At 62.9% G+C, this 24,041-nt stretch carries 23 protein-coding genes; 8 read left to right on the top strand and 15 right to left on the bottom strand.

Translation table 11 applies throughout. The annotated features are described in order from the left end of the window. Positions 1–136 precede the first annotated feature (136 nt). The 7 genes from pqqA to pedF all read right to left on the bottom strand — a co-directional run bounded on the left by pqqA (position 137) and on the right by pedF (position 6,965). Positions 137–208 carry a pyrroloquinoline quinone precursor peptide PqqA gene (pqqA, locus tag ACZRN6_RS19885; protein ID WP_106805631.1) on the bottom strand — a complete coding sequence of 24 codons (72 nt, stop codon included), beginning with the start codon at positions 206–208 and terminating at the stop codon, positions 137–139. A gap of 144 nt (positions 209–352) precedes the next feature. Then, positions 353–1,873: an acetaldehyde dehydrogenase ExaC gene (gene exaC, locus ACZRN6_RS19880; protein WP_322146183.1), complete on the bottom strand. Its 1,521-nt coding sequence runs from the start codon at positions 1,871–1,873 to the stop codon at positions 353–355. Between the two features lie 120 nt (positions 1,874–1,993). Further along, positions 1,994–3,769 (bottom strand): PQQ-dependent methanol/ethanol family dehydrogenase, encoded by a 1,776-nt coding sequence (locus tag ACZRN6_RS19875; RefSeq protein ID WP_464008609.1) that lies wholly within the window; start codon positions 3,767–3,769, stop codon positions 1,994–1,996. 129 nt (positions 3,770–3,898) lie between these two features. Further along, positions 3,899–4,837 carry a quinoprotein relay system zinc metallohydrolase 1 gene (locus tag ACZRN6_RS19870; protein ID WP_464008608.1) on the bottom strand — a complete coding sequence of 313 codons (939 nt, stop codon included), beginning with the start codon at positions 4,835–4,837 and terminating at the stop codon, positions 3,899–3,901. Positions 4,838–4,853: 16 nt separating this feature from the next. After that, positions 4,854–5,615: a quinoprotein dehydrogenase-associated SoxYZ-like carrier gene (locus ACZRN6_RS19865; protein ID WP_322146186.1), complete on the bottom strand. Its 762-nt coding sequence runs from the start codon at positions 5,613–5,615 to the stop codon at positions 4,854–4,856. A gap of 9 nt (positions 5,616–5,624) precedes the next feature. Beyond that, entirely contained in the window at positions 5,625–6,500 is an 876-nt protein-coding gene (locus tag ACZRN6_RS19860) for a substrate-binding periplasmic protein (protein WP_322146187.1), read from the bottom strand. A gap of 3 nt (positions 6,501–6,503) precedes the next feature. Beyond that, positions 6,504–6,965, bottom strand: coding sequence for a cytochrome c-550 PedF (pedF, locus tag ACZRN6_RS19855; protein WP_464008607.1), 462 nt, complete (start codon positions 6,963–6,965; stop codon positions 6,504–6,506). Positions 6,966–7,219: 254 nt separating this feature from the next. Here pedF and exaA point away from each other — a divergent pair, with 254 nt between their 5' ends. Together exaA and ACZRN6_RS19845 are read left to right on the top strand one after the other, a co-directional pair. Then, the gene (gene exaA / locus ACZRN6_RS19850) at positions 7,220–9,112 is read left to right on the top strand and encodes a quinoprotein ethanol dehydrogenase (protein ID WP_322146189.1); all 1,893 of its coding nucleotides are present in this window, start codon (positions 7,220–7,222) and stop codon (positions 9,110–9,112) included. 59 nt (positions 9,113–9,171) lie between these two features. Further along, positions 9,172–9,819, top strand: a complete 648-nt coding sequence (locus ACZRN6_RS19845) for a pentapeptide repeat-containing protein (protein ID WP_322146190.1) — start codon at positions 9,172–9,174, stop codon at positions 9,817–9,819. Here ACZRN6_RS19845 and ACZRN6_RS19840 read toward each other — a convergent pair whose 3' ends face one another. The 3 genes from ACZRN6_RS19840 to ACZRN6_RS19830 are packed head-to-tail and all read right to left on the bottom strand — an operon-like array spanning position 9,820 to position 11,842. Beyond that, on the bottom strand, positions 9,820–10,458 hold the full coding sequence (locus ACZRN6_RS19840; protein ID WP_464008606.1) for a response regulator transcription factor: 639 nt from the start codon (positions 10,456–10,458) through the stop codon (positions 9,820–9,822). Next, positions 10,455–11,717 carry a sensor histidine kinase gene (locus tag ACZRN6_RS19835; RefSeq protein ID WP_464008605.1) on the bottom strand — a complete coding sequence of 421 codons (1,263 nt, stop codon included), beginning with the start codon at positions 11,715–11,717 and terminating at the stop codon, positions 10,455–10,457. The genes ACZRN6_RS19840 and ACZRN6_RS19835 overlap by 4 nt, the downstream gene beginning before the upstream one ends. Before the next feature lie 2 nt (positions 11,718–11,719). After that, on the bottom strand, positions 11,720–11,842 hold the full coding sequence (locus ACZRN6_RS19830) for a hypothetical protein (protein WP_322146193.1): 123 nt from the start codon (positions 11,840–11,842) through the stop codon (positions 11,720–11,722). Positions 11,843–11,999: 157 nt separating this feature from the next. Between ACZRN6_RS19830 and ACZRN6_RS19825 the strand changes: the two genes are divergently transcribed. The 6 genes from ACZRN6_RS19825 (at position 12,000) to ACZRN6_RS19800 (ending at position 17,027) form a co-directional block, all read left to right on the top strand. Beyond that, positions 12,000–13,184, top strand: a complete 1,185-nt coding sequence (locus ACZRN6_RS19825; protein WP_464008604.1) for an ABC transporter substrate-binding protein — start codon at positions 12,000–12,002, stop codon at positions 13,182–13,184. Between the two features lie 28 nt (positions 13,185–13,212). Further along, positions 13,213–14,172: a YVTN family beta-propeller repeat protein gene (locus ACZRN6_RS19820; protein ID WP_322146195.1), complete on the top strand. Its 960-nt coding sequence runs from the start codon at positions 13,213–13,215 to the stop codon at positions 14,170–14,172. Then, positions 14,169–14,900, top strand: a complete 732-nt coding sequence (locus ACZRN6_RS19815; RefSeq protein WP_464008603.1) for an ABC transporter ATP-binding protein — start codon at positions 14,169–14,171, stop codon at positions 14,898–14,900. Before ACZRN6_RS19820 ends, ACZRN6_RS19815 begins: the two co-directional genes overlap by 4 nt. After that, the gene (locus tag ACZRN6_RS19810) at positions 14,897–15,688 is read left to right on the top strand and encodes an ABC transporter permease (RefSeq protein WP_464008602.1); all 792 of its coding nucleotides are present in this window, start codon (positions 14,897–14,899) and stop codon (positions 15,686–15,688) included. Before ACZRN6_RS19815 ends, ACZRN6_RS19810 begins: the two co-directional genes overlap by 4 nt. Before the next feature lie 109 nt (positions 15,689–15,797). Further along, on the top strand, positions 15,798–16,337 hold the full coding sequence (locus tag ACZRN6_RS19805) for a PQQ-dependent catabolism-associated CXXCW motif protein (RefSeq protein ID WP_322146198.1): 540 nt from the start codon (positions 15,798–15,800) through the stop codon (positions 16,335–16,337). 24 nt (positions 16,338–16,361) lie between these two features. Continuing rightward, positions 16,362–17,027: a response regulator transcription factor gene (locus tag ACZRN6_RS19800; protein ID WP_322146199.1), complete on the top strand. Its 666-nt coding sequence runs from the start codon at positions 16,362–16,364 to the stop codon at positions 17,025–17,027. A gap of 36 nt (positions 17,028–17,063) precedes the next feature. Here ACZRN6_RS19800 and ACZRN6_RS19795 read toward each other — a convergent pair whose 3' ends face one another. The 5 genes from ACZRN6_RS19795 to ACZRN6_RS19775 form a co-directional block, all read right to left on the bottom strand. Next, positions 17,064–19,322, bottom strand: a complete 2,259-nt coding sequence (locus ACZRN6_RS19795; RefSeq protein WP_464008629.1) for a hybrid sensor histidine kinase/response regulator — start codon at positions 19,320–19,322, stop codon at positions 17,064–17,066. After that, entirely contained in the window at positions 19,291–20,448 is a 1,158-nt protein-coding gene (nosP, locus tag ACZRN6_RS19790; protein WP_322146200.1) for a nitric oxide-sensing protein NosP, read from the bottom strand. Before nosP ends, ACZRN6_RS19795 begins: the two co-directional genes overlap by 32 nt. A gap of 115 nt (positions 20,449–20,563) precedes the next feature. Then, complete coding sequence (locus tag ACZRN6_RS19785; RefSeq protein ID WP_464008601.1) at positions 20,564–21,739, bottom strand: porin; 1,176 nt, start codon at positions 21,737–21,739, stop codon at positions 20,564–20,566. A 171-nt stretch (positions 21,740–21,910) separates the two neighbouring features. Continuing rightward, positions 21,911–22,717, bottom strand: a complete 807-nt coding sequence (locus ACZRN6_RS19780) for a sulfite exporter TauE/SafE family protein (protein WP_322146202.1) — start codon at positions 22,715–22,717, stop codon at positions 21,911–21,913. Between the two features lie 9 nt (positions 22,718–22,726). Continuing rightward, positions 22,727–23,971 (bottom strand): FAD/NAD(P)-binding oxidoreductase, encoded by a 1,245-nt coding sequence (locus tag ACZRN6_RS19775; RefSeq protein WP_322146203.1) that lies wholly within the window; start codon positions 23,969–23,971, stop codon positions 22,727–22,729. Between the last annotated feature and the right edge of the window lie 70 nt (positions 23,972–24,041).

Genomic DNA, 24,041 nt, shown 5'->3' with positions numbered 1-24,041 from the left:
GAAAGCCTGTTTTTATTATTTTGGAAGATGCGCTCCACACTAACCCATCCGGCGCTGAATGCAATCAGACCAATGGGTAGCCCTGGTGACCTTCCGGCACAGACCCGGCCAGCACGGGGGCTGGCCGGGAAACACATCAGCGGCTGGCGAAATACATGGTCACTTCGAAGCCGATACGCAGGTCGGTAAACGCGGGTTTAATCCACATGGGGCAGTCCTCTTGTTGTGCCGGAGTATTCCGGTAAAGCCATTAATGCACTTGGCCGGGAAGGAGCGAATGCTACTTTCGAAGCAAAGGCCGAGTGCATTGGTCGGGGGTGTACATCGATCAAAATGTGCGAGGGGTGGTTAGTTAGAAGAACCCCAACGGGTTGATGTCGTAGCTCACCAGCAGGTTTTTGGTCTGCTGGTAATGGTCCAGCATCATCTTGTGATTCTCCCGCCCAACGCCCGACTTCTTGTACCCGCCAAACGCCGCATGCGCCGGATACAGGTGATAACAGTTGGTCCACACGCGCCCGGCCTTGATCGCGCGGCCCATGCGGTACGCGCGGTTGATGTCACGGGTCCACAAGCCAGCCCCAAGGCCGAACTCGCTGTCATTGGCAATCGCCAGGGCTTCGGCTTCGTCCTTGAACGTCGTCACGCCGACCACCGGCCCAAAGATCTCTTCCTGGAACACGCGCATTTTGTTGTGGCCCTTGAGCAGGGTCGGCTGGATGTAATAACCGCTGGACAGGTCGCCCTCAAGGCGCTCGGCCGCACCGCCGATGAGCAGTTCGGCGCCCTCTTCCTGGGCAATTTTCAGGTACGAGAGAATCTTGTCGTATTGCTGCTCGGACGCTTGGGCACCGACCATGGTTTCGGTGTCCAGCGGGTTGCCGCGCTTGATCTTGACGATCTTCTTCATCACCTCGGCCATGAACGGTTCATAGATCGACTCCTGCACCAGTGCCCGCGATGGGCAGGTGCACACCTCGCCCTGATTGAAGAACGCCAGTACCAGGCCTTCGGCGGCTTTCTCGATGAACTGTGGCTCGGCCTGCATGATGTCTTCAAAGAAGATATTCGGCGACTTGCCGCCCAACTCCACGGTGGACGGGATGATGTTCTCGGCGGCGCAATGCATGATGTGCGCGCCCACCGGGGTGGAACCGGTAAAAGCAATCTTGGCGATGCGCTTGCTGGTAGCCAGCGCCTCCCCCGCTTCGCGACCAAAACCCTGGACGATGTTCAGCACGCCGGCCGGCAACAGGTCGGCGATCAGCTCGGCAAATACCATGATCGACAGCGGCGTTTGCTCGGCAGGCTTGAGCACCACGCAGTTGCCCGCCGCCAGGGCCGGAGCGAGTTTCCAGGCGGCCATCAGCAGCGGGAAGTTCCACGGGATGATTTGCCCGACCACGCCCAGCGGTTCGTGAAAATGATAGGCGGTGGTCAGTTCATTGATCTCGGCGGCGCCGCCTTCCTGGGCGCGGATACAGCCGGCGAAGTAGCGAAAATGGTCGGCCGCCAGGGGCACGTCGGCGTTGAGGGTCTCGCGCACGGCCTTGCCGTTGTCCCAGCTTTCGGTGACCGCCAGCACTTCAAGGTGTTGCTCGATACGGTCGGCGATTTTCAGCAGTACCAGGGAGCGATCCTGGGCCGAGGTCTTGCCCCAGGCATCAGCCGCCGCGTGGGCCGCATCCAGGGCCTTGTCGATATCGGCAGCGTTGGAGCGCGGGAATTCGGCGATCACTTCACCGGTCACCGGCGAGGTGTTGGTGAAGTATTCACCGTTGACCGGCGGGACGAATTCGCCGCCAATGAAATTGCCGTAGCGCGGCTTGAAGCTGACGATCGCGCCGGGGGTGCCAGGTTGTGCATAGATCATGGTGAGGCCTCTGTCGGGGTCCAGGCCTGTTGGTCAACAGGCGATACCCGATAGTAAAGAGCCCACGCTGCCCGGCGAATGCGCCGTTGGCAGGGGGGCTCTTGTCATTTGGTAGTAGGTTTAGTGCTTGGCGACCAATTCCTTGGGCAGCTTGAAGGTCCAGAGCATCCCGCCCTGGTTGAAGTCCTTGATCCGCTTGGCCACTTCACCGCCCCACAACGGCACCGCCCCGCCCCAGCCGGAAAGCACCGAGACGTACTGTTCGCCGTCCATTTCCCAGGTGACCGGCGAGCCGAGTACACCGGAGCCGGTCTGGAACTCCCAGACTTTCTCACCGGTCTTGGCATTGAACGCCTGCAGGAAGCCCTCGGGCGTGCCGGTGAACACCAGGTTGCCCTTGGTGGTCAGCACGCCGCCCCACAGTGGCGCGTAGTTCTTGTGGCGCCAGACCTCCTTGCCGGTGATCGGGTCGATGGCCCGCAGCACACCGATGTAGTCTTCATTCAACGGCTTGATGGTGAAGCCCGCACCGAGGAACGCCGCGCCTTTCTTGTAGGCGATGCCTTCGTTCCAGATGTCCATGCCCCACTCGTTCGACGGCACATAGAACAAACCGGTGTCGCGGTTATAAGCCATCGGCATCCAGTTTTTTGCACCGAGGAAGGCCGGCGCCACGAATACCGAGGTGCCCTTGGTCTCACTGCCCGGCGCGCCGGGGCGGCTGGCTTCGTTGTAGATCGGCCGGCCGTCTTTATCCAGGCCGGTGGCCCAGGTGATTTTGTCGACGAACGGGAAACCACGGATGAACTTACCGTTGGTGCGGTCCAGTACGTAGAAGAAACCATTGCGGTCCGCCGTGGCCGCCGCTTTGATTTCCTTGCCGCCCTCGGTGTAGTTGAACGAGATCAATTCGTTCACGCCGTCGTAGTCCCAGCCGTCATGGGGCGTGCTCTGGAAGTGCCATTTGATGGTGCCGTCGTCCGGGTTCAGCGCCAGACGCGAGGACGAATAGAGGTTGTCACCGGGGCGCAGGTGGGAGTTCCACGGCGCCGGGTTGCCGGTGCCGAACAACAGCAGGTTGGTTTCCGGGTCGTAGTAGCCACCCAGCCACGGGGCCGCGCCACCGGTTTTCCACAGGTCGCCAGGCCAGGTCTTGCCCGCCTCGCCACCGGAGATACCGTTTTCCACCGCCTTGCCATCCTTGTAGACGTAGCCCATATGACCTTCCACGGTCGGCCGGGTCCACAGCAGGTTGCCGTTTTTCGGGTCGTAGGCTTCGATCTTGCCCACCACGCCGAACTCGCCGCCGGCCACCCCGGTAATCAGTTTGCCGTTGATCACCAGGGGCGCGGCGCTGATGGAGTAGCCTTCCTTGTGGTCGGCCACTTGCTTGCTCCACACCACTTTGCCGGTGTCCTTGTTCAGGGCGACCAGCTTGGCGTCGAGGGTGCCGAAGTACACCAGGTCACCGTAAAGCGCCACACCGCGGTTGATCACGTCGCAGCACGGGCGGATGTCGTCTGGCAGGCGCGCATCGTATTGCCAGAGTTTCTTGCCGGTGCGTGCATCCACCGCGAACACCCGTGAGTAGGAGCCGGTGAGGTACATCACCCCGTCCTTGATCATCGGCTGCGCCTGTTGCCCACGTTGTTTCTCGCCGCCAAAAGAGAAGGCCCAGACCGGGCGCAGCTCCTTGACGTTATCGACGTTTAGGGTATCGAGCGGGCTGTAACGCTGACCCTGGACACCCAGGCCGTTGGTGACGATCTGCCCGGGATTTTTTGGGTCCTGGAGAATGTCCTGGTCGGTGACAGCGGCGAAGGCGTGGCCAGACAACAGGATGGCACTGAGCAGCACACTCAAGGCGAAGGGTTGGCGACGTGCGGGTTGGGTCATGACGGCTACCTCTGCGGTTTTTGTTATACCCGGGAAATTTTCCCGGTCTGGTGCAGATTCTTGGGCGCTGGGGGCGTCTCCACAATTGACCGCTGTATCGAGTTTGCTAGTTCCTTAGTAGCGGGTGGATCAGGGGCGTGCGGCCGAATCCAGGCGTTGCATCTGCCCGCGCTCGTACCCGGGGTACAGGTGGCTGACGCTGCGGATCAACTCGTAGCGGCTCAGGCTGATGGCGGCGAATCGCTCGGGAATGGGGCTGCGGATCATCTCACTCATGTCACTGCCATCGACCGCGCCGTCACGCAGCAACTGGTCGAGCCAGGTCAAGTAGTCACGCATCTGCACAAAGGGCTGGGCATCAGCGGCCACCGGGCCATGGCCGGGCACAATCAGGGTCCAGGGCAAGCCTTGCAGGGTATTGATGTCTGCCAGCCACACGGCCAGGCCGGGGCTGTTCGGGGTGGTCAAGGCGCGCTGGTAGAACACCAGGTCGCCGGCAAACAGCACGCCGGTTTTCTGGTCCAGGATCGCCAGGTCAGCGCCGGTATGACCCGCCAGCGCCACCAGGCGCAAGTCGTGGCTGCCCACAGTCAAAATGCCGGGTTCCAGCACCTGGTTGGGCAAGACCACTTCGGTGCCGCGCATCCAGTCGCCAACCATGCGGTACAGGTTTTCGGCCATGCTGTCGCCTTGCTCATGGAGCAACCGGGTGGTGCCGGCCAACGCGCCGATAGGCACCTCGCGAAACGCCTGGTTGCCCAGTGCGTGGTCGGGGTGATGGTGGGTCAACAGGACCTGGACCACCGGTTTGGCAGTGATGCCGGCAATGGCCTGGCGCATGGCTTCGCCATAACGTTTCGACGGCCCGGTATCGATCACCACCACCCCGGCTTCGGTGACGATAAACCCGGTGTTGACGATATTGCCGCCGTTGGCCTTGGCGAAGTTGTCGGTGCTGCCCTCCAGCAGCCAGGTGTCTTCAGCGATCAACCGGGGCTTGAGGGCGTAGTCCAGCTCGGCCAGCGCGGGCAGGCTCACGCTCAGGCATAACAGCAGTATCCAGCGCATGCCGCGCTCCTTCTGGTCAGGGAATGGCTGCATCAAACTCATTGCCGCTGTTGTCCCGCAGCACCAGCCGGGTTGGCCCTGCGCCTTCGATGTCAAATGCCAGGTTGGGGTTTTCACTGACCGCCGGGAACAGTTCAAGGTCGGCCAGCACTTGCCCGGCCTGATCCTGCAGTTGCGCGTGGTTGATAAAAAACTCGGGGATGCCGTTGATCATGCCGTTGTCCATGGGGTGTGCCACCTGCACCCGCAGGCGGCTGAACTCACCACGCGGATAACGCCCACCCAGCACTTCACCGATATGCTCCTCCCAGCCGGGCTGCGTGCGCACCACGCTTGGGGCCGTGCAACCACCGCCCGCCGCATCGATCAGGGTCGAGCCGACGTGCCACACGCCGTCCTCCGTCAGCACCGCCGCACGCAACGGCGTGGCCTGTTCAATGCGGATGCGCAGCGACAGCCACGGCAGCACCCGGGCCCGGGGCTGAAAATCGACGATTTTGGGCAACGGATTGAGTTCGGCCCAGGCAACGATTTTCAGCACCTGGCCCTTGAACGCCCGGGCGTCGATCTCCAGGGGCACCTGCCGGGCATCTTCGGCAAACGGCGGCGCCAGCAGCCTGACCCGCTGGTCGAACACAAACGGCGCATCGCCCAGCATCTGCTTGTGGTAGAAGTCCCACATCACTGACGGCACCGGGTCCTTGCCGGGGTCGACGTCTACCCCATAGGCCGCCAGCGGCAACCAACAGGCCAATACGCAACACGCTCGCCAGTTCATCGCCTGCTCCTATTGGTACATCTCGGGCACTTCGTAGCGCAGGCCGTAATGGCTGTAGATCGCTTGCAGCGTGCCGTCGCGGATCAGGCTTTCCAGCGCCTCCTCCACCGCATACGCCAGCTGACGGTTGCTTTCATGCACGGCCATACCGATTTCCCAGCGTTGCTTGCCCATGTTCGGGTACGCATTTTCCGCGAGGGCCAGCTGCGCGTCGTGGGCCTGGTGTACCTGCCAGTCGATTTCCCCGCGCATGCCCATCACCGCATCGACTTCCCCGGCCTTCATCGCCGCAAAAGCCTGGGGCACGCCGGGGTAGTGACGGGTGTGCCCGGCAAGCATGCCGTTGAACACCGAGGTCAGGTAAAACGAGGGCACGCTGTCGACCTCAACCCCGATGGGGTGCTGCTCGAACACCGCCACACTGCCCACGCTGTCCAGGCGGCGGCGGTCATACGCTACTTGCCATTGTTCATTCTGGTAGGGCCCGAACATCACCACATGGCCGTTTTCCAACTCGCCCTGATCGTTACGTTTTTGCGCGTAATCGTGGTCGTAGGGGGCACGCATCATCAGGTCGGCCAGTTGCTGATTATGCAACTGGCTGCCGCGCCAGATGTAGTCGCGCAGGTCGTCGTCGAGTTTCTCGCCGGCGGGGGCCCAGATCAGCGTCAGGCGCACCCCCAGCGCCTTGGCCAGGGCCTGGGCGAGTTCCACATCGACCCCGCGAGGCGTGCCGGCGTCTTCAAAACTGTAGGGTGCGAAGTCCTTGTACACCGCCACTTTCAGTTCGCCGTCGGCGATCATCTGGTCATAGCCGCGCACCTGCGCCTGCGCGACCTGGCAGCACAGCATCAGCACGCTGAGTACGGCAGCAAACAGGCGCATCAGCTATTCCTCGACGTGCACGGTGTCGAGGTAGGTCCGCACCGCCCACAGGGCTTCCTGGCTCAGGTAGTCCGCCATCTTCGGCATATACACCCGGCCGTCCCGCACGGCGCCGTGGCGCACCCGCTCGACGAACCACTCATCGCCGGCGTCGCCCACGTCCAGCATGCGCAAATCGGGGGCGATGCCACCGGACTTGGCTTCCAGCCCATGGCAGGCAGCGCAGTTCTGGTTGTAGGCCGACGAGCCGATTTCCACCGCCTTGTCGTGCTCCGGGGAGGTGCGATAGGGGTTCACCGCCGCCCATCCATCCGCGTCGACCGGTACGCCGGCGTCCTTGACCGACGTCAGGCCCTTGGTTTCCACCGCCTGCGGCACCACGTTGCCGTGTGCCCACAGGTTACCGGCACTGACGATGCCGGCCAGCAGACCGGCCACAAGCAAGGCGTTGCGTTTTGTTGTCATTATTTTTGCCCTCAGGATTGCACGCAAACCTCTATGCAGAGGCTATGGCACCCATCTTAGAAACCCCTGGGGGCACGCCGTATGCTGCTTTGGTGGCCGCCCTCTACTCCCTTGGTAGTAGGGCTTGTGGGGCACACCCAAATCAGATGCCGTTCGGGAAGTTGTCCCGGCAACACCGGGAGTTTTTCCGTATCCACCCACCGCACGCAGGCAGCACCCTGTGCAGGCCAAAACCTCCACTGGGAACTGCAACCATGACAATAAGATCGCTACCCGCCCTCTCACCTTTAAGCCTCGCCCTGCAGGCTTTTCTGCTGGTGGGCAGCCTGTCCCTGAGTGCTGCCAGCCTCGCCGCTGGCGAACCTGCAAAAACCACGCGCAACGTCACCTGGGAAGACATCGCCAACGACCACCTCACTACCAAGGACGTGCTGCAGTACGGCATGGGCACCAATGCCCAGCGCTGGAGCCCGCTGGCCCAGGTCAACGACAAGAACGTGTTCAAGCTGACGCCGGCCTGGTCCTACTCGTTCGGCGATGAAAAGCAGCGCGGCCAAGAGTCCCAGGCCATCGTCAGCGACGGCGTGGTGTACGTCACCGGTTCCTACTCCCGTGTGTTCGCCCTCGACGCAAAGACCGGCAAGCGCCTGTGGACCTACAACCACCGCCTGCCCGACAACATTCGCCCGTGCTGTGACGTGGTCAACCGTGGGGCGGCGATCTTTGGCGACAAGATCTACTTCGGCACCCTTGATGCACGCTTGATCGCCCTCGACAAAAACACCGGCAAAGTGGTGTGGAACAAGAAGTTCGGCGACCACGCCGCCGGCTACACCATGACCGGCGCCCCCGTGCTGATCAAAGACAAGGTCACCGGCAAGGTGCTGCTGATTCACGGCAGTTCCGGCGATGAATTCGGCGTGGTCGGCCAGCTGTACGCCCGCGACCCGGACACCGGCGAAGAAGTCTGGATGCGCCCGTTCGTGGAAGGCCATATGGGCCGCTTGAACGGCAAGGACAGCACCACCACCGGCAATGTAAAAGCACCGTCCTGGCCGGATGATCCGACCACCGAAACCGGCAAAGTCGAAGCCTGGAGCCACGGCGGCGGCGCCCCGTGGCAGAGCGCGAGCTTCGATGCCGAGACCAACACCATCATCGTTGGCGCCGGCAACCCGGGCCCGTGGAACACCTGGGCGCGCACCTCCAAGGACGGCAACCCACACGATTTCGATAGCCTCTACACCTCGGGCCAGGTTGGCGTAGACCCCAGCACCGGCGAAGTGAAATGGTTCTACCAGCACACGCCGAACGATGCCTGGGACTTCTCCGGCAACAACGAGCTGGTGCTGTTCGACTACAAGGACAAGGACGGCAAGGTTACCAAGGCCACCGGCCACGCCGACCGCAACGGCTTCTTCTACGTGGTGGACCGCACCAACGGCAAATTGCAGAACGCGTTCCCGTTTGTCGACAACATCACCTGGGCCAGCCACATCGACCTCAAGACCGGTCGCCCAGTGGAGAACGAAGGCCAGCGTCCCGCCAAGCCATTGCCGGGTGAAACCAAAGGCAAGTCGGTGGAAGTCTCGCCGCCGTTCCTCGGCGGCAAAAACTGGAACCCCATGGCCTACAGCCAGGACACCGGGCTGTTCTATATCCCGGGCAATCAGTGGAAAGAGGAATACTGGACCGAAGAGGTCAACTACAAAAAGGGCTCGGCGTACCTGGGCATGGGCTTTCGTATCAAGCGCATGTATGACGACCACGTCGGCACGCTGCGGGCGATGAACCCCACCACCGGCAAGGTGGTGTGGGAGCACAAGGAACACCTGCCGCTGTGGGCCGGCGTGCTCGCGACCAAGGGCAACCTGGTGTTCACCGGCACTGGCGACGGGTTCTTCAAGGCTTTCGATGCAAAAACCGGCAAGGAGCTGTGGAAGTTCCAGACCGGCAGCGGCATCGTCTCCCCGCCCATCACCTGGGACCAGGACGGCGAACAATACATCGGCGTGACCGTCGGTTACGGCGGCGCCGTGCCGTTGTGGGGTGGCGACATGGCCGAGCTGACCAAGCCGGTGGCGCAAGGCGGGTCGTTCTGGGTGTTCAAGATCCCGAGCTGGGATGTGAAAACCGCTCAGAAATAACCCTGTGCGGTGAGGGGCTCCCCCTCACCGCACGTCCTCCTGCCATATGAGGTCCGTGTATGAAATACCTGCCCTTTTTGCTGTTACTCAGCTTGCCGCTCGCCCACGCCGACGACGGCGACGACGCGCCCCTGATCATCAACGGCTGCACCATCGCCGAACACAGCCAATGCCCCGGCGCCAACCTCAAGGGCGCCAACCTGAGTAATCAGGACCTGAGCCACATGAACCTGGCCGGCGCCGACCTGCGGGGCGCCGACTTGCGCCACGCCAACCTCGACCTGGCCAACCTGGAAAAAGCCCAGCTGCAGGGCGCCAACCTGACCCGCGCCAGCCTGCAACAAAGCAACCTGCGGTTGGCCGACTTCAGCGGCGCCACCTTGATGGCGGTTCAAGGCTGGGGCCTGTTTGCCCAAGGCGCGCAATTTGCGAATGCCAACCTCAGCGCCGCCTACCTGCAATTCGCCCGCCTGTCGGGGGCCAAGTTGCACAAGGCCAACCTGCGGGCAGCGGACCTGGAGATGACCTGGTTGAGCAAGGCCGACCTGCAAGGCGCCGACCTCAGCGATGCCAACCTGCAGGAAGCCAAGTTCAGTGAGAGCAACCTGGAAAAAGCCACGCTGACCGGAGCACGCCAGCATTACGCGAACTTTCAGGATGCCAATATGGAAGGTTGCACCGGCTGCCCGACCACCTGGGACCGGTGATCAGCCAGCCACCCGAACCACGCCCATATCAATGCCCAAGTGCACCAGCTCGGCATGGGAGGTTACCTGTAGCTTGCTCTTGAGCAAGGTCAGGTGATTGGACACGGTCTTGCTGCTGATACTCAGTTGCTCGGCAATCACCCGTGCCGGCGTGCCCTTGGCCAACATCACGAAAATCTCCAGTTCGCGCTGGGTCATGCTTTGTAGACGCGGGTCACTGGCGTTGTGCTGCGGGTGGCACGCCAATTGGGTGGCCAGGGGCTGTTCGATATAGGCATGGCCGTCAAGGATGCGCCGTACGGCCTCGATCAACACCTCGGGCGCCGAGCTTTTGGTCAGGTAGCCGGATGCCCCCGCCTCCAGGGCCTGGCGCACCAGTGGCAGTTCATCGTGCATGCTGAAAAACAGCACCCGCAGTTGCGGCAGGCGCTGGCGCAGGCGCCGGGTGGTTTCCAGGCCGCTGATGCCCGGCAAGCCAAAGTCCATGATCACCAAATGCGGCACCGCCTCCTGGACCCGCAGCAGCGCCTCCTCGCCACTCGCCGCTTCGCGCACTTCAATGGCGGGCAACAGCGCACGCAACAGGCTGGCGTAGCCTTGGCGAACCACCGCATGGTCGTCGACAAGCAGAATATTCATGACGCCTCCAAAGGCATGTTCAGCGCCAACGCCCATCCGGCACCGGGCTGGCTGATGATCTTCAATTCACCGCCCAGACAGCGGGCCCGCTCGAACATCGAATGCAACCCCACGCCCGGGCGCTGGGGCGGCTGCGCCCCGCAGCCGTTGTCGCGCACCAGCAAGCGCAGGCGCGTGCCGCCATAGTGCAGGCGCACCCGCACGCAACTGGCGTCGGCATGCCGGGCGATGTTGGTCAGGGCTTCCTGAAGCACGCGGTACAGATGAGCTTTGTCGCCGGCACAAAGCGCCGGCAGGTGCGCGCTGACCCGCAGTTGGCAATTGATACCGTGGCTGGCCTGCCACTGCCCGACCAGCATCGAGAACGCTTCGGCCATCGGCAGGTGTTGCAGCGCCACCGGATACAAGTCATGGACCAGGGTGCGGAACCCTTGTTGCAAGTGTTCACAGTGATCCTCCAGCAACCCTACGGTGCGGGCCAGGGTTTCAGGTTGGTCGCTGACCAGGCGCAACAGGCACGCCTGGGCGCGAATGCCGGCCAGGTATTGCCCCAGGTCGTCGTGCAGGGTTTGCGCCAAATGGGTGCGCTCTTGCTCCTGCACCGCCAGCAGGGTTTGGGTCAGCCGAGTGTTATCGGTGCGGGCTTGCTCCAGGGTGCTGGTCATGCGGTTGAAATGCAGCGCCAGTTGTCGTGCCTCCGGCAGGCCTTCGCTGCGCAGGCGCACATTGAGTTGGCCGCTGCACACCTGCTGCAAGGCCCGCAGCAATTCGTCCAGCAACCCCATCCCGCGCCGCACAGCCCAGCGGATCGTCAACAGGCTCAAGGCCAGCGCCAGCGCGCACAGGCTGAGGAGCTGTTGCAGGGAATCCCAGACTTCGTCGATTTCATCCCGCGGGTCGACAGCGATGGACACCCGGCGTCCGTCCTGCAAATCCAGGACACGGGGGTGCTGGCGCTGCGACGCAAACAGCTGGCGACCGAGCCACGCATCCATCCCGTCCTCGCTGGGCACGCGCGCCGCTTCGCCCGGCGCCAGCCAGCGTACCCGCACATGGCGCAGGCTGGCGGTCAGCCGGGGTTGCAGGCTGACGGGGTCACGCTCGGCGGTTTCACTCAGGTATTGCACCACCGCCTCGGCCGACTGCAGCTCGCGCTCGACGTCTGCCATGGCCTGATGCAGCAGCAAGACCATGCACGCGCACGTCACCACGGCAAAAAAGCCGCACACCCACAGGTTGATCCTCCAGAGTGCCGACATGCCTAGTGCACCGTCATCGCGGGCATTACCTGCACCGGTGCCTGGCGCGGGGCATGGAGTTTATCGACGCCGATCAGGCTCACAATCAGCAGGAACGGCAACAGCAGCGCCTTGAGGACTCGCATGATCGTTCAACTCCTGAATGAGGGCCGTGGCTGTCCATGCTAAAACCGCGCCGCGGCGGGCGAGTTACTACCTTGGTACTGCCTCAGCGGTACTTTCTGCATATTTGCAGGCGGCGCGCGGGTTCCTATGCTGGCGCTACCTGTCATGGAGTGCCTTATGCGCCAGCTCGCCTCGTACGCCTTGTTCTACCTGCTGGCGGTCGCTTGCGCCGCTGGGCTGGCCAGCGCCAGCCAGGCAGGCGAGGCGCCCTTGCAGGTGCAAATCGGCTACCTGGGCTATCGCCCCGACCCGGGCCCGCTGCTGTCCAACGTCATTCCCGAACCTGGCGATGCCGGCCTGCGTGGCGCCGAACTGGCGATTACCGACAGCAACAGCACCGGGGCGTTTCTCAATCAGCACTACAGCCTGGCCAGCGCCACGGTGGACAACCCGCAAGCACTGCTCGACGCTGCAAAGGCCCAGCACGAACAAGGCCTGCGCCTGTTTGTGGTGAACGCACCCGCGGCCAGCCTGCGCCAACTGAGCGCCGCCCTGCCCGACAGCCTGCTGTTCAACGCCGGCAGCCCTGATGACAGCCTGCGCAGTACCGACTGCCTGGGCAACGTGCTGCACACCTTGCCCAGCCGCGCCATGCTGGCCGATGCCCTGGCGCAGTTTCTGGTGGTGCGCAAATGGCAGCGGGCCCTGTTGATCGTTGGCCCCACCGAAGATGATCAAGCCTATGCCGCCGCCCTGCGTCGCGCCGCCAAGCGCTTCGGCGTGCAACTGGTGGCGGAAAAAGCCTGGCGTTTCGACAATGATCAGCGTCGCAGCGCCCAGGCGGACATGCCGCTCTTCACCCAGACCGCCGAATACGACGTGGTGCTGGTGGCCGACGAACGCGGTGACTTCGGCGAGTACGTGCCTTATCAAACCTGGTACCCGCGCCCCGTGGCCGGCACCCAGGGCCTGACGCCCACTGGCTGGCACAAAACCGTGGAAACCTACGGTGCTGCCCAGTTGCAAAAACGCTTCGAAGCCCTGGCCGGGCGCTGGATGAATGACCGCGACTTCGCCGCCTGGATGGCAGTGCGCAGCGTCGCCAGCGCGGTGAGCAAGTTACGCCAGGCAGACCCCATGGTGATCCGCCAACTGGAAATCAGCGAGCAACTGCCCCTCGACGGCTTCAAGGGCCGCAAACTCAGCTACCGCCCCTGGAACGGCCAACTGCGCCAACCGATTCCCATCGTGCAACCCCGCGCGCTGGTCAGCACCTCGCCCCAGGACGGTTTCCTGCACCCCTTCAACGAAATGGACAGCCTGGGCTACGACAAACCCGAAGTGACCTGCCGCTTTCCCTGAACGCACCCACAATAATAAGGAATCCGCCATGCGCCGCACCCTGCTCTCATGCGCCCTGCTGCTTGCCGCCGGGCATGCCGTGGCCAGCACCGCCTGGGTCTCCAACGAGAAAGACAACAGCCTGAGCCTGATCGACATGCAGACCCTGCAAGTCACCGACACCCTCAAGGTCGGCCAGCGCCCCCGGGGCCTGTTGCTGTCCCACGACAACAAGCTGCTGTACATCTGCGCCAGCGATTCGGACCGGGTGCAGGTGATGGACGTCGCTACCCGCACGATCATCAAGGAACTGCCGTCAGGCAAGGACCCCGAGCAATTTGCCCTGCACCCCAATAATCGCTGGCTGTATGTCTCCAACGAAGACGATGCACTGGTGACAGTGATCGACACTGAGACTTCCAAGGTGCTGGCCCAGGTCAACGTCGGCGTGGAGCCCGAAGGCATGGCCGTCAGCCCCGACGGAAAATGGGCGGTAAACACCAGCGAAACCACCAACATGCTGCACTGGATCGACACCAGCACCCAAACCCTGGCCGACAGCACGCTGGTGGATCAGCGGCCACGGTTTGTCGAGTTCAACCACGACGGCTCGCAGCTGTGGGCCTCGGCAGAAATCGGCGGCACCGTGACCATCCTCGACGTGGCCAGCCGCGCCATCCTCAAGACCCTGACCTTCAAGATCAAAGGCGTGCACCCAGACAAAGTGCAGCCGGTGGGCATCAAACTCAGCGCCGACGGCAAATATGGGTTTGTGGCGCTGGGCCCGGCCAACCATGTGGCGGTGATCGACGCCAAGACCTTTGAGATCCTCGATTACCTGCTGGTGGGCCGTCGCGTCTGGCAGATGGCATTTACCCCGGACCAAAAGCAATTGCTCGCCACCAACGGCGTCAGCGGCGACGTGTCGGTGATTGATGTGGACAGCCTCAAGGTCATCAAGTCGATCAAGGTCGGACGCTACCCGTGGGGCGTGGTGGTCACCCCATGAACGCGCTGGACGTCAGTGACCTGAGCTTTGCCTATGGCCCCAAGCAGGCCCTGCGCGAGGTGAGTTTCAGCCTCGCGCAGGGACGATTTGCCGCGCTGCTGGGGCCCAACGGCGCCGGCAAGTCGACCTTGATCGCCCTGCTCACCCGGCTGTACGACCTGCAAACGGGCGACATCCGGGTGGGCGGTCACTCCTTGCGTGATGCACCACGCCCGGCTCTCAAGCAACTGGGGGTAGTGTTCCAGCAAAGCACCCTGGACCTGGACCTGAACGTGGAACAAAACCTGCGCTATCACGCCGCGCTCCACGGCCTGTCCCGTCGCCAGAGCGCCTTGCGCGTCGACGCCGAACTGGCCCGCCAGGGGCTGGCCGAACGGCGCCGCGAACGGGTGCGCGAACTCAACGGCGGCCACCGCCGCCGCGTGGAAATCGCCCGCGCGCTGCTGCACGACCCCCGCTTGCTGTTGCTCGATGAGGCCAGCGTAGGCCTCGACCCGGCCAGCCGCCTGGCCCTGAACCAACACCTGCGCAGCCTGTGCCGCGAACAAGGCATCACTGTGCTCTGGACCACCCATCTGCTGGACGAAGTACAGCCCGACGATACGTTGATGATCCTGCACCAGGGCCGCCTGGTGGCTTGCGGGCAAACCGATGCCTTGAGCCAGGAACACGGGGGTGACCTGAGTGCCGCCTTCGCCCGGCTGACCCCTTCGGGCGCCGCGCAATGAACGCGTACTGGCAGTGTCTGCGCGGCATCGTACTGCGCGAATGGTTGCGCTTTGTGCTGCAGCGCACGCGGTTCCTCAGCGCCCTGGTGCGCCCGCTGCTGTGGTTGCTGGTGTTCGCCGCAGGCTTTCGGGCGGCCCTGGGTATTTCGGTGATCGAACCGTACGACACCTACATTCCCTACGAGGTGTACATCATCCCGGGGCTGGCTTGCATGATCCTGCTGTTCAACGGCATGCAGGGCTCGCTGTCGATGGTGTACGACCGGGAAATGGGCAGCATGCGCGTCCTGTTGACCAGCCCCCTGCCCCGTACCTTCCTGTTGTGCAGCAAGTTGTTGGCCACCTCGTTGATTTCGTTGCTGCAGGTGTACGGGTTCCTCGGTATCGCCTGGGTCTACGGCGTGCAACCGCCGGCCATGGGCCTGTTGATCGCCTTGCCGGCGTTGCTGCTGGTGGCCTTGATGCTCAGTGCCCTGGGCTTGTTGCTGTCCAATGCGATCCGTCAGTTGGAGAACTTTGCCGGGGTCATGAACTTTGTGATCTTCCCGCTGTTTTTCCTGTCTTCGGCCCTGTACCCGTTGTGGAAGATGCGCGACTCCAGCGAATGGCTGTACTGGTTGTGCGCCATCAACCCGTTCACCCATGCCGTTGAGCTGGTGCGCTTCGCCCTGTATGAACGCTTCAGCGGGCTGGCGCTGGCGGTGTGCCTGGGCCTGACCCTGGTGTTCTCGCTGTTGGCGGTGCTGACCTTTAACCCTCAACATGCCGCATTGCGTAAAAAAGGCTGAAGCGGGCCAAAACCAGTACTTTGGTACTGGTTTACCTGTCTATCGTCGCATTCCCAAGGCATCGATCCTGGCCTGTAATGGGCGCATAACGATAAGGAATGGACCCGCCATGCTGCCCGCTCGATTTTCACTCCTGGCACTGCTGTGCCTGCTCTGGGCCACTGCCCATGCCGACACCGCGCTGTTTTCCAGCGACGGCTACCGCATCACCCTGTACCGCAGCCCCACGCCCGAGCAACTGGCGGGCGCGACCATCGTCGACACCCAGGCACTGCAAGCCTTGCTGCGCCAGACGCCGGCACCGGTACTGATCGACGTCTACCGCCGCCAATGGCTGCAAGGGCGTTTCATCGAAGACCAACCCCACGCCAACCTGCCTGGCAGCCATTGGCTGGCCAACACCGGCGACGGCGACCTGACGCCCGAGTGGCAAGGCTATTTCGCCCGTCATCTGTACCGGCTGACGTCGGCAAACCTCACGCAACCGCTGGTGTTCTATTGCCGCTCCGATTGCTGGCTGAGTTGGAACGCGGTAAAACGAGCCGCCAGCCTGGGCTATACCTCTGTGTACTGGTACCGCGACGGTCTGGATGCATGGGAAGCGGCAAAGCTGCCTGTTGCGCTCGCGCAACCCGAGCCTTTTCAATAATCAAAAATAATAAGGTGAACGGCCATGTACAAAATTCTGATTGCCGACGATCACCCACTGTTTCGCGAAGCGATCCACAACGTCATCAGCGACGGTTTCCCGGGCAGCGAAGTGATGGAAACCGCCGACCTGGACAGCGCCCTGGTCCTGACCCAGGCGCACGATGACCTGGACCTGATCCTGCTCGACCTGAACATGCCCGGCATGCACGGCCTCAATGGCCTGATCAACCTGCGCAACGAGTCACCGACGATTCCGGTGGTGATCGTCTCGGCCGAGCAAGACAAGCAGATCGTGCTGCAAGCCATCACCTATGGCGCGGTGGGGTTTATCACCAAGTCCTCGCCCAGGCTGCAAATGACCGAGGCGATCCAGCAGATTCTCAACGGCAATGTGTACTTGCCGCCAGACATCATTCGCAGCCAGAAAACCGGCACCCACCGGCGGATGAACGAGAACCCGGGGTTTGCGCCGGAACTGCTGCAGGCCCTGACGCGCAAGCAGTTGCTGGTACTGGAGCGGATGACCAAGGGCGAGTCGAACAAGCAAATTGCCTATACGCTGGAGATTGCCGAGACCACGGTGAAGGCCCATGTGTCGGCGATTTTGCGCAAGCTCAATGTGCACAATCGGGTGCAGGCGATCCTCAGTGCCGGGGACATCGACTTCGGCGCGTACCTGCGCCGCTGACCCCACGGGGCAACAGCTCCCGCGTTGGTGCGCTGCTCATTTGCCCAGCAAGTGACTCATCGCGGTCTTGAGCTTCATCGGTTTGACCGGCTTGTGCATCAGCATATGCCCCAACTCCCGAATCTGCCGCTTGAGCTCATTGCTGTAATTGGCGGTGATCATCATCGCCGGAATCGCACTGGCCCGCCGCGCATTGATGCGGGCCACGGCGTCCACGCCGTTCTGCTCGTCGTCCAGGTGATAGTCGGCAATCAGCAGGTCTGCTTCGGCGTGGTAATTGTCCACCTGGCGCGCCAGGTCCTGCTCCGACAAGGCCGTCACCACCCGGCATCCCCAGCCTTCCAGCAAGGTACGCATGCCCGCGCAGATCGCCGCGTCGTTGTCCAGCACCCACACCCGCGCACCTTGCAAACGCTCCAGCATCGGTTCGCTCATCAGCGGGATCGGCAAGGCCTTCGGCGCGGTGGCGCTTAACGGTACTTCCACGGCAAACATCGACCCTTTGCCCGGCCATGAGCGCACGGTAATCCGGTGCCCCAGGATCCCGGCGATCTTTTCGACGATGGCCAGGCCCAACCCGAGCCCGCGATCCTGGTCCGGCCGCTGCACGTCGCCGCGCTTGAACTCCTGGAAAATCTCCTCCAGCCGCTCTTCGGCAATGCCCATGCCGCTGTCCCAGACCTGGATCGACAAACGCTGGTGGTGCCGACGACAGCCCAGCACTACCCGGCCACTGTAGGTGTAGCGGATGGCGTTGCTCAGGAGGTTGCGCAGGATCCGCGCCAGCAACTGGATGTCGCTGCGCACCAGCGCCGAGCAACCAATGAAGTGCAACTCCAGCCCCTCGCTGCGGGCCAGTTGGGTGTACTCGGCGGCCAGGTTGTCCAGCAGTTCACTCAGGGCGAAGGGTGCGATATCGGCCTTGATCACCCCGGCGTCCAGTTTGGAAATATCCACCAGGGTGCCCAGCAGGTTTTCCACATCCTCCAGCGAATTGCTGACATTGCGCACCAGGGTTTCGCTGGCCACCGGGTCGCGGCGTTCCATCAAGGCACTGGTAAACAGCCGCGCGGCGTTGAGCGGTTGCAACAGGTCATGGCTGACGGCGGCAAGAAACTTGGTTTTCGACAAGTTGGCCCGCTCGGCCTCCAGCTTGGCCTCGCGCAGGCGCGACTCCATGCGACGGCGTTCGTCGATCTCAAGCAACAACTGGTTATTGAGGGAGGTCAGCTCGGACGTGCGTTGGCGCACGCGCTGCTCCAGGTTCTGGTTGGCCTGGTGCAAGGCTTCGGCGGTGCGGCGACGCTCGGTGATGTCGCGGATCAGCACGAAGATCCCCACCACTTCACCGCTGGCCAGGCGGTTGGGCACGTAGGAGCGCAACATGTAGCGCTCCTGGTTGTCGAGGTTGGTTTCGGAGAATTCGAAGGTCACGCTCTCGCCGGCCAGAGCCCGGGCCACGTAGGCATCGAGGCGCTGGTAATGCTGCTGGCTGTGCACCTCCAGCAGGCTGCGCCCGAGCATGGCACCCGGGTGGCAGCAGTACCATTGCTCATACACCTTGTTGGTAAATTCGTAGACCAGGTCGGCGTTGAGGTAGGCGATCAGCGCCGGCACGTGGTCGGTGATCAGGCGAAACCAGCGTTCGCTTTCCTGGGACTTTTGCGCCACGGCCTGTTCCCGACGCAGGGTTTCAGCGAGCTTTACGTCGGTAATGTCGGTGAACAGGATCACCCGGCCGCCGTCCCGGGTCGGCCGTTCGCTGACTTGCAGCCAGCGACCATCATCCAGGCGATAAAACAGGGTTTCGTCGCCGTGCCCCAGCGCCTCTTCGGTGAACAGGCCGTTGACGGTCATCAACCACTTGACCTCGGCCAGGCGCATGCCCGCCACGATCTCCACGCGGCTGTTGTTCCAGAACGCCTTGAAACGGCTGTTGAACAGCAGGATGCGCTGGTGTTGGTCGAACAGCACGAACGCGTCGGAGATGCTCTCGATGGCGTCAATCAGATGCTGGTGAGCAGTTTCTGCCCGCAGGCGCGCGTCACTGAGCAGGTGGTTGCTGGCCTTGAGCTCGGCCATCGCCTGGTTAAGGGCGTCGGTGCGTTCGCGCACTTGTTCGGCCAGCACCACCGAGTGCTGGAACGCCGCATACGGGTCGTTGCCACGGGTCACGCCGGACTCGATGCGCTCGATCAGCGCCGCGTTGATCCGCACGAGTTTCTGGTTGTCCTTTTCCAGGCTGGCCAGCCGCGCCTCAAGTTCAGCGCGGTCCAGGGGCGCGACCTCGGGCAATGGCAACCCCGGTGAAGGTCTGGTTGATATGCATGCCATTGAACTGTTCTCCGTAGGTGTTGAACCCCATCACCCGCTGGTCGCGCAGAAAGCCGCCGATGTGCTCCAGGGCGCCGCTGTCTTCCAGCTCCAGGCGCCTGAGGAAGCAGTCGCAGCCAAGGGTCAGCAGCAGCTCGCCGAGGCGCGCTTGCAGGCCATCGAACAGACGTTCGAGGTTTGGCAGGATCTCCCCCGGCGTCATGACCGTCAGGACGATGCCGTTTTCCACCGCACAGTAGAAACTCAGGCTCAGGTCCGGGTGCACCTGCTGAATTGCGCGCACGTAGTATTGGTTGTTGATGCGCACCGCCAGGGGGTGGGCGGCGAAAACCCGGTAATCGAGGTCGGCGACCGCTACGCCAATGTGCCGGGCATACTCTTGGGCCGCAGGTTCGGCATTGAGCTCGAACACCCGGCGCGAAGCGCTGTCGGCGCCGGTCACCACCAGTTTTTCTTCCCGGGGCAGGATGTGGTGGGTGGTGAAGACTTCAAAATCCAGCCAGGTGTTGACCAGCACTACCACCGCCGCGCCGCTGTGGAATTCACCACCGAAGTACACGTGGGTGTGAGTCAGGCGGTTGTCATCACCGGCGGAGCCGCCGAAGTGGGGGATGTCACCCAGGGCCGCGCTCAAGGCGGCGAGGACCATTTCTTCGCGGCTGGACAGGCCATCGAGCAGCGTCAGGGCAAAGCTGTTGCCCTTGATCGGCGCCAGGGTGTTGCTGCGACAGCCGCCCACCAGGCGCTCGACCATTTGCTGGGCGTCGATCAGGCTGAAGTGTTCCACCTGGTCGATCAGTTCGGTGGCGATGGAAAAATGCGAGTGATCGAAGCCGACGGCCGTGATGCAGTTGCGGCCGTAGCCCTGTGGAGTGATTTCGCCAGCGCTGGTGCAGCCCACCAGGCGGATGGCGCCGAAGCTGTGTTGCAAGGCCTGGCCCAGGGCGTGCAGGTCGTAGGAGGCAGAGCAGAAGAACAACACAAACCCCAGCCGTGGGTGCAGCAGCTGTCGGGCCAGGTCATCTGCCGCCTGGCACGGGTCGGTGGCCTCTGACATGGCACTGGCGACGCCCTCGTTTTGCTGCATGGTCGACTCCCCACTATGAGGCATGAGTGTACGAAGGCTGCGCAGTGGGACCTATGCTACTTGGGTAGCGGGTAGGGGATTCGATGGGATGAGAACCCCCGCCCTCTTCCAGGGCCTACCAGGTCAGCACGGCACCCAGGGCAATGGTGTCGGTGTCTTCGTCCTGCGCACTGCCCTCATGCCCGCGGATCTGGAACTGGTTGTACTCGGCCACCAGTTTCAGGTTGTCGTTGATGTCATGAAACAGCGCGATCCCGCGGGTCTCATAGTCTGCACCGCTGCCGACCACGCCATTACCGTCATCCTTGGTCTTGCCGTAGGACAGCGCCAGCCGGTTCTTGCCCAGCTTGTACGAACCCTGCAGCAGGTAACCGTTGCTATCGACATTACGCAACGTCGCCTCGCCGGCATTGTTGGTATAGAACGGGTTGATGCCCTTGGCCTGAAAGCCCGAACCTGTCAGCGACAACCCGCCCATTTTCGCCTGTACGCCGTAGCCCACGCCTTTGGATGTCACCGACGCCACGTTGGAGTCAGTGTTGTCGGAGGTCTGGTAGCTGCCGTTGACCCAGCTGTAGACCTTCGCCCCGCCCACGTCGAACTGGTAGGTGATCTCGCTCTCGGTGCGCGGGTTCTTCTGGTAGGCCTTGCCCAGCGGGCTGCTGTCGTTGGTGTCTACCGGGTCCATGATGCCCACGGCGATCCGCAACCCGTCCATCACCGGGGTGCGGTAGGTGATCTGCGAGGTGGGAAACGGGTACGGATAACCGCTGCCGATATTGCCGAACGACACCCCGCCGCCGTCCACCAGCCCGAGGCTGTCGCTGACCTGGCCGTAACCTGCCAGCAGTTCGTCGAGCAGGATGTTGGACCGGGCAAACAGGCCAAAGTCCTTGCCGATCAACACCTCGCCCCACTCCGGGTTGGCGACCGTGCCGTAGAACTGGCGCACATCGATGGCGGTGTCGGTGCCATTGGTTTCGCTGTCGTTGATGGTGACCCAGAAGGACGCGCGGGCACCGAGCTTGAGGTCGTCGACCTGCTTGCCCATGTTGAAGCCCAGGTAGTTGGGCAAAAAGCCCATTTTTACCCGCGCCTGGCGCCGGTCGTATTGGTCACCGGCGCGGTCGACGTTGCTGTTGACGTAGAAGGCGTTGATGTAGCCGTCGGTGGAAAACGTGGTTTCGTCCTTGTCATACAGCATGATCTCGGCGTCGGCGACCGAGCTGAGGCCCAGGCCGACGATAAAGGCAGGCAAGAAACGACGGGTAAAATTTTTATTCTTATGCATGGCGCGCTCCGCAGCGGGGGACGGGATGTCGGAGGCGATTATCGAAAGCATGATGGCAGCGTCATACGCTGCCTTGGAGGGAGCTGCGGGGTGCTTTGGACGCGCAGCGGGCACGCAACAAGTTGGATGTAAGACGGGCCTCGCGAAAGGCCCGCCACTTAGGGTGTAAGCCTAAACGACTGCCCTCCACAACATGCCGACCGCCACCAGCACACACAGGCTGGCGAACCCGACTTGCAGGGTGCGCGCCTTGATCACCGAGCACAGGCGCCGGCCGGCCAACATGCCGACAATGCTCGCAGCGATAAATACCCAGCCCATCGGCTCGATACTCACCCCGGCGTGAAACGCACCGATCACACCGATCAACGAGATCAGGCTGATCACCATCAGCGAGGTGGCGACGATGCCGCGCATTTGCACATCGGTCAGTTGCTTGAACGCCGGTACGATCAGAAAGCCCCCGCCCACGCCGAGCAAACCCGATACCGCACCGGTCACCGCACCCAGGGCCGCCAGGGTGGCGGTGCATTTGGCGGTCCAGGAAAAACGCCCGGTCTGTTGGTCGAGCATGCAGTTCTTCTGGCCCCAGGACGCGCTGCCGTGGTCGCTCGGCCCGGCCTCACGCTTCTCGCGCTGCAGCATGCGCCAGGCCACCAGCACCATCAGCGCGCTGAACAGGCCCATCAGGGCTTTCTCCGGCATCTGGTGCGCGAAGAACACTCCCAGCGGCGAAAACAGTGCGCCGAGCAGCGCAATCAGCAGCGCCGCGCGGTAACGCACCAGGCCATGGCGCAAGCCGTCGACGGCCCCCACGGCGGCGGCCGCGCCCACGGCGAACAATGACACCGGCGCGGCTTGGGTCATGGTCAACCCCAGCCCCAACACCAACGCCGGGACGCCCAGAATGCCGCCCCCGGCCCCGGTCAAGCCCATGACCAGCCCCATCAATACGCCCAGAAAACTTGCCAGCAGCATAGGGTTGCCTCAATCCACCTTGGCCAGACGGGTCAGCCACTCGCGGCCCTTGAGCATGCCGTTCCAGTAGAACCATGGCAGGAAGCGCGCCTTGAGGAACCACGCCGAACGTCGCGCCACGGTGGGGTCGAGGGGAAAGGTCGGCAGCAGCTTGCCGCCATAGCCGAACTCGGCCAGCACCACCTTGCCCTTTTCCACCGTCAGCGGGCAGGAGCCGTAGCCGTCGTACTTGAGGGGCAGCGGCGCCTGTTTGCGCAGGGCGAGCAGGTTTTGCGCAACCACCACGATTTGCTTGCGCACCGCCGCAGCGGTCTTGGCGTTGGTGGTGGAGCACACATCGCCCAGGCCGAAAATGTGGGGATAGCGCAGGTGTTGCAGGCTCTGGGGGTTCACCTCGCACCAGCCGGCGGCATCGGCCAGGGGGCTTTGGCGGATAAAGTCCGGGGAAACTTGCGGCGGCACGACGTGCAGCAGGTCGAAGGTTTTCTCTTCGACGCGTACGTTGCCTTCAGCGTCCTTGATTTCGAACCAGGCCTTGCGCGCCGGGCCGTCGACCTTGACCAGGTTGGAGTTGAACGCCAGTTGCGCCGAGTACTTTTCAATGTACTTCATCAGCGGCGGCACGAAGGTCGGCACGCCGAACAACGCGGCGCCGGCCAGGTTGAATTCAACGTGGATGTTCTTCAGGTCACCCTGCTTGAGCCAGTGATCGCACGACAGGTACAGGGCCTTTTGCGGGGCACCGGCGCACTTGATCGGCATGGCCGGCTGGGTGAAGAGCGCCTTGCCGTGCTTGAGTTGCTGCACCAGCTTCCAGGTGTAGGCGGCGTGTTCGTAGCTGTAGTTGGAGGTCACGCCATTCTGGCCGAGGGTCTCTGGCAGGCCTTCGATCTTTTCCCAGGCCAGGCGCAGGCCCGGGCACACGATGAGGTTTTTCCAGGTAACGCGCTGACCGCTGTCGAGCACCAGGGTTTGCTCGTCGGGCAGTAGCTCACTGACCGCGGCCTGGACCCAGGTGACGCCGTTGGGCAGCACATCAGCCATGGGGCGTACGGTTTTGGCAACGTCATAGGCGCCGCCGCCCACCAGGGTCCAGGCCGGCTGGTAGTAGTGGTGGTCGCTCGGCTCGATCAGGATGATGTTCAGGTGCGGGTCGCGCTTGAGCAGGCTGGCCAGCAGGCCGATGCCTGCCGAGCCGCCACCGATGACAACGATATCGCCACTGATGGTAGGTCCCCAGTGTTGGTCGTTCATGGTCTATGGCCTTTTTTTGGTTAATGCACGCAAGGGTCGTTGCCGTATGGCATCACGCCCCAGCTGTTTG

It is taken from the genome of Pseudomonas sp. A125 (genome assembly GCF_055409485.1).
Note: the sequence above shows the minus strand (reverse complement) of the source record. Positions and strands in the feature narration are given on the sequence as shown.